The 5,322-nt window shown below is 71.8% G+C and carries 6 protein-coding genes and 1 pseudogene; 3 read left to right on the top strand and 4 right to left on the bottom strand.

Annotation, left to right across the window (positions count from 1 at the left end; translation table 11 throughout):
* From VIR15_RS01990 to larB, 3 genes and pseudogenes are all read left to right on the top strand, one after another.
* A pseudogene (locus VIR15_RS01990) lies at nt 1-177 on the top strand (NADP-dependent phosphogluconate dehydrogenase); the annotation flags it as partial.
* An 11-nt stretch (nt 178-188) separates the two neighbouring features.
* The gene (gene larE / locus VIR15_RS01995; protein ID WP_331925795.1) at nt 189-1,055 is read left to right on the top strand and encodes an ATP-dependent sacrificial sulfur transferase LarE; all 867 of its coding nucleotides are present in this window, start codon (nt 189-191) and stop codon (nt 1,053-1,055) included.
* Nucleotides 1,048-1,752: a nickel pincer cofactor biosynthesis protein LarB gene (gene larB, locus VIR15_RS02000; protein WP_331925796.1), complete on the top strand. Its 705-nt coding sequence runs from the start codon at nt 1,048-1,050 to the stop codon at nt 1,750-1,752. Before larE ends, larB begins: the two co-directional genes overlap by 8 nt.
* 24 nt (nt 1,753-1,776) lie before the next feature.
* Here the strand turns inward: larB and VIR15_RS02005 are convergent, their stop codons facing one another.
* The 4 genes from VIR15_RS02005 to VIR15_RS02020 all read right to left on the bottom strand — a co-directional run.
* Nucleotides 1,777-2,334, bottom strand: coding sequence for a DUF1697 domain-containing protein (locus VIR15_RS02005; protein WP_331925797.1), 558 nt, complete (start codon nt 2,332-2,334; stop codon nt 1,777-1,779).
* Nucleotides 2,335-2,336: 2 nt separating this feature from the next.
* Nucleotides 2,337-3,647, bottom strand: a complete 1,311-nt coding sequence (gene larC / locus VIR15_RS02010; protein ID WP_331925798.1) for a nickel pincer cofactor biosynthesis protein LarC — start codon at nt 3,645-3,647, stop codon at nt 2,337-2,339.
* Between the two features lie 188 nt (nt 3,648-3,835).
* On the bottom strand, nt 3,836-4,873 hold the full coding sequence (locus VIR15_RS02015; RefSeq protein WP_331925799.1) for a hemolysin family protein: 1,038 nt from the start codon (nt 4,871-4,873) through the stop codon (nt 3,836-3,838).
* On the bottom strand, nt 4,870-5,322 hold a 453-nt coding region (locus VIR15_RS02020; RefSeq protein WP_331925800.1), incomplete at its 5' end, for a transporter associated domain-containing protein. The genes VIR15_RS02015 and VIR15_RS02020, both read right to left, overlap by 4 nt.

The following is a 5,322-nucleotide window of genomic DNA, read 5'->3' on the forward strand; positions in this document are numbered from 1 at the left end:
GTGCCGGGCTTCTCGAGCGCCCTCGCGTACTACGACACCGTCCGCGCGGAGCGGCTCCCGGCCGCGCTCGTCCAGGGCCTCCGCGACAACTTCGGCGCGCACACCTACCGCCGGGTCGACCGCGAGGGCACCTTCCACACGCTGTGGTCGGCAGACCGGTCCGAGGTCGAGATCTGATCGCCGCACTCGTGCACGCTCCCCTTCCTCCCGGCCCCGCGGCGTCGGCTGACGCCGTCGCGAGGCAACTACGTGGTCGTATGCCGCTGGGCTCGGTCGGGCGCCTTGGCGTGGCCTTCTCCGGGGGCGTGGACTCGGGCCTCCTCCTCGCGCTCGCCGTTCGTGCGCTCGGGGCCGACCGGGTGCTCGCCGTGATCGGGGTTTCCCCGAGCCTGGCCCGCGACGAATTGCACGGCGCCAGGGACGTGGCGGCGGCGATCGGTGCGCCCGTCGTCGAGGTCGCGACCCACGAGGGTGACCATCCGATGTACCGGGCGAACGGGCCGGACCGCTGCTTCTTCTGCAAGGACGAGCTCTTCACCCGGATCTCGGACGAGGTGGCTGGTGCCCACGGACTCGTCGCCGTGGCCTACGGCGAGAACGCCGACGACGCCCGGCGACCGGATCGTCCCGGGGCCCGGGCCGCGACGAACCATGACGTCCTGCGGCCCCTCGCTGACGCGGGACTGACCAAGGCGGACGTCCGGGCGCTCGCTCGCGCACTGGGCCTGCCCAACGCCGAGAAGCCGGCCGCACCGTGCCTGGCCTCCCGGATCCCGCACTTCTCCGAGGTCGACCCGGCCAAGCTCGCCCAGGTCGAGGCGGCCGAGCGCGGGCTCCGGGCGCTGGGCTTCGTCGACTGCCGTGTGAGGCACCACGGCGACGTGGCTCGGGTGGAGCTGCCCGACCGGGAGCTGGCCCGGGCCATGGAGCCCGAGCTCCGCTCAGCGATCCATGGGGTGGGGCTTGAGGCCGGCTTCCGGTTCGTCGCGGTCGATGTCGCGGGGATCCAGTCGGGGGCGTTCACGCTCCCACTCGTGCGGCTGGGCGATGGCTGACCGCCCGCCGTCCGGCCCGGGCGACCTGCAGGGCGTCGCCGAGCTCGACCTCGGCCGGGCGGCCCGCCGGGGCTATCCAGAAGCGGTGCTCTGCGAGCACAAGACACCAACGCAGGTAGCATCGATCGCCTTGGCACTCAAGGACGCTCATGGCAAGGGCACGACTACGGGGCCAGCGCTCTTCACTCGCGCGCCGGCTGCTCATGCCGAGGCTGTCCTGCGCGTGCTGCCCGATGCGATCCACGACGAGGTCGGCCGGATCCTCGCCTGGCCTCCGCGGGCACCGGAGCCGACAGGCGGTCTCGTCGCGGTGCTCTGCGCAGGGACGTCGGACCTGCCAGTGGCTCGGGAGGCACTGGTCACGCTGACCTATCTCGGACGACCGACGGAGTTCGTCGTCGACATCGGCGTGGCCGGGATCCACCGGGTGCTCGCGCGGGAGGACCTGATCCGGTCAGCACGGGCGATCGTCGTGGTCGCCGGGATGGACGGGGCGCTCGCGTCGGTCGTGGCGGGCCTGGCGACCGCGCCGGTCGTCGCGGTTCCCACCTCCGTCGGGTACGGCGCGGCGTTCGAGGGGCTCGCTCCGTTGCTGTCGATGCTCAACGCCTGCTCTCCCGGGGTCGGCGTCGTCAACATCGACAACGGCTACGGCGCCGGGCACCTCGCTGCGCAGATCGCCGCCGACCCAAGCTGATGGGCGCCTGCCCGGCCGGACGGGTCAGCTCTCGAGCTTCCTGACGATGCGCTGGACGGTGAGCCAGCTGCGCGTGGTGATGTCGCGTCCACAGGCCTTCTCGAGCGAGGCCATGAACCTCGACGCCCTGCCCGGGTCGCTGGTGTCGATGACGGCGAGGACGACCCGGGCCGCAGGGTCGTACCGGACGAACTGTGTCAGGGCATCCGACTGGCCCGGGACAGGAACTGTCGGCGGCGTGGCGTCCTTGAGGAAGGTGGCGGTGAGGTAGGTGCCACGCCCGTGGGTCAGACCGGGAAAGGGGTCGCTGTCGAGCAGCGCGCGCAGCTCGGGGTGCCCGCGGATGATGGTGCGGCTGGACAGGCCGAGCTCGCTGGCGAGCGCGGCCTCGACCCGCCGCTCCAGCGCCGGCACGTCTGTCTCGCCGCTGCGAAAGACGATGTTGCCGCTGGCCAGCACCGAGGCCACGTCCTCGAAGCCGAGCCCCTCGAAGACCCCTCGCAGCTTGTCGTTGGTCATGTTCCTGCCGCTTGGTGCGATGCCGCGGAGGAGTGCTGCATATCGGTGCCTGACGGCCGACACGCTTACGCATCCCCGCTTGGAGCGTCACCGCCGGGGACCAGTCCGGCGTCGACGGCGGCGGCGACGGCAGTCGCGAGGACGTCGCGGACAGGGCGGTCCAGAGCGGCCGCAGCGGCCTCGACGGCGGAGAACTCAGGGGTCGCGGTGATGATCTGGCCGTTGCGGTGCGCCACCTTGACCGCCACCCGCTGTCCGTCCACGTCGACGTCGACCCAGGACCGAGGCAAGGCCCAGCGGCTCACCCGACTCTGCCGGACGCCGATGGTGCTCGTCCGGGCCAGCACGAGGTCCCGGAGCCGGGCTGCTCCCCCGGGTTGCGTGAGGACGGACAGGGTGTGGGCCGGGCGGCCCTTCTTCATGACGATGGGGGTCAGCCAGGCATCCGCTGCACCATGGTCGAGGAGCGCCGTGAGGACGGAGGGCCAGACCCTCGGGTCGAGGTCGTCGACGTTGGCCTCGAGCACCACCATGAGCGATTTGTCGAGACCCTCATCGCCGGAGGCCGAGCTCCCGGCTGCTACGTCGGTCGTCGGATGCTCGTCCCACTGCGGCTCCCGGGAGCCCACGACAACGCGGACGACGTTGGCCCGGCCGTCGACGTCCCTGGTGCCCGCCCCGACGCCCACGGCTGCGACCTCCATGCTCGGCAGCGGGCCCTGCCGTGTCGCGGACGTCGTCAGCAGAGCGACCCCCGTGGGTGTCGCGAGTTCCCCCTCCCCCACCGCCTCGACGACCCATCCGACTGTCAGTCCCAGGACCGCGGGGACCGGGACAGGGACGAGTCCATGGGAGCCACGCACCGACCCGGAACCGACGGCGATCGCGCTGACGACGACCTCCGAGACCCCCAGGTCGTCCAGGGCCGCACACACGCCGACGACGTCGGCGATGGAATCCCAGGCCCCCACCTCGTGGAAGCGCACCTCGTCGACCTCGACCCCGTGCACCCGTGCCTCGACGCGAGCGAGCGCCTCGAACGCCGAGAATGCCCGCCGCCCAACGGTGTCCGCCAGGTCAGCGGAGGCGAGCAGCCGCCGGATCTCCGCCCACGGGCGGTGCGGCTGGTCCGGCCCCGTGAGCTCGACGCCGACCTTGAGGGCGCGCATACCTGCCCGAGTCGTGTCGGCCGCCGTGATCCGGACCGTTCCGGGAATGACCGCCTCGACGGCAGCACGCACGATGTCGAGCGACGCGCCGGCATCGACGAGCGCGCCGAGGAGCATGTCGCCAGCCACTCCTGCCGATGCGTCGATCCACGCGATCCGGTCCTGCGGAGTCGCCGGCTGGCTCACGTCCGTCGCGCTGCTGGGCATGCGCCACAGGCTAAGCGCTGCCCCCGCAACACACCCGCTCACCGTCTACCCGCACCGGTTGCAACAGGTCCTGGCAGTCGATACGCGGGTGTGTTGCGGGCAGTGGGGGGCGGGAGGGCTGGGAGGACGAGTCGCCCGGGAGGAGCTCAGCGGCATACGGCATCGGGCGGGCGAACCCGGCCGACCGCTCAACGCTGCGTCGTGTCGGTGACCTCGCCGACGAGCTCCTCGAGCACGTCCTCGAGGAAGACGACACCCGTCACCTCGCCGGATTCGCCGATGACACGAGCGAGGTGAGCCCCGGTGAGCTGCATCGTGGCGAGGACCTCCTCGACCTCGTCGCCCTCCCGGACGGTGGCCAGCCGTCGGATCCGCTTCGGGGGGATGGGCAGGTCGTGGCGCTCGTCGTCGGCGTAGAGCACGTCCTTGAGGTGGAGGTATCCGGCGATGTCGCCGCCAGCGTCGAGGACCGGGTAGCGCGAGAACCCCTGCCTGGCGACGAGCAGCTCGATGTCGGCGGGGGTGGCACCGAGCTGCACGGTCGTCAGCCCCTCGATCCCGACGGCGACGTCGCGAGCGAGCTTGTCGGAGAACTCCAGCGTCTTGGAGACGAGGCCGAGCCGCGCCTCCTCGATGAGCCCCTCGCGGTGCGACTCACCGACGATGTGGGCCACCTCCTCCGCAGTGAAGGCGGACGAGATCTCATCCTTGGGCTCGATCCCGAAGAGGCGCACGAGCGCCTTCGCGAGCCTCTCCATCGCGCTGATGATGGGGCGCAGCGCGCGCGTGATGGCGTAGAGCGGAGGCACGAGGAGCAGCGCGGATCGCTCCGGGCCGGCGATGGCGATGTTCTTGGGGATCATCTCCCCGACCACGACGTGCAGGTAGGACACGATGAGCAGGGCGACAGCGAGAGCCACACCGCCCGCCCAGGCCGCTCCCATCCCCCACGCCGCGAAGATCGGCTCGAACAGGTGGTGCAGGGCAGCCTCGGCCAGGGCGCCCAGGCCCACGGAACACACGGTGATGCCCAGCTGGGCGGTCGCGAGCATCGAGCCGAGCCGCTCGACCGCCTCGATGCTCGTGGCCGCGCGCTTGCTTCCCGCCTCGGCGAGCGGCTCCAGGGCCGAGCGCCGGACGGCCATCGCAGCGAACTCGGCGCCGACGAAGAACGCGTTGCCGAAGAGCAGGACCAGCGAGACGACGTAGACCCAGGCGCCACTCATCGCGGCACCTCCGCCACGGTGTCAGGCTCTGGGCCGGGAGGCTCGGGCGCCGAATCAGGGTCGGGGACGAAGCGCAGGCGGGCGACCCGGCGCCGGGCCATACCCGTCACGTGGATGTGCCAGCCCGGCACCGTGATGACGTCGCCGACGACCGGCACCCGACCCAGCCGGGCCATGACGTAGCCGCCCATCGTCTCGTACGTCGTGCCGTCGGGCACCTCGGCGTCGAACGCGTCCCGCACCTCATCCGGTCGCCACAGGCCCGGTACCGTCCACGACCCGTCCGTCAGCTCCCGACCGCTCTGCCGCCTCCGGTCGTGCTCGTCCGCGACCTCGCCGACGATCTCCTCGACGACGTCCTCGAGGGTGACGATGCCGGAGGTGCCACCGTACTCGTCGACGACGACAGCCATCTGGAAGCCGCCCGCCCGCAGCTGCCGCAGCAGCGG

This window comes from Intrasporangium sp. (assembly GCF_036566125.1).
Lineage (GTDB): Bacteria > Actinomycetota > Actinomycetes > Actinomycetales > Dermatophilaceae > Intrasporangium.

Bases quoted from the DNA above. Each gene is read 5' to 3' on its own strand.
- larB (WP_331925796.1), top strand. From the start codon at position 1,048: ATGGCTGACCGCCCGCCGTCCGGCCCGGGCGACCTGCAGGGCGTCGCC.
- larC (WP_331925798.1), bottom strand. From the start codon at position 3,647: ATGCCCAGCAGCGCGACGGACGTGAGCCAGCCGGCGACTCCGCAGGAC.
- VIR15_RS02015 (WP_331925799.1), bottom strand. From the start codon at position 4,873: ATGAGTGGCGCCTGGGTCTACGTCGTCTCGCTGGTCCTGCTCTTCGGC.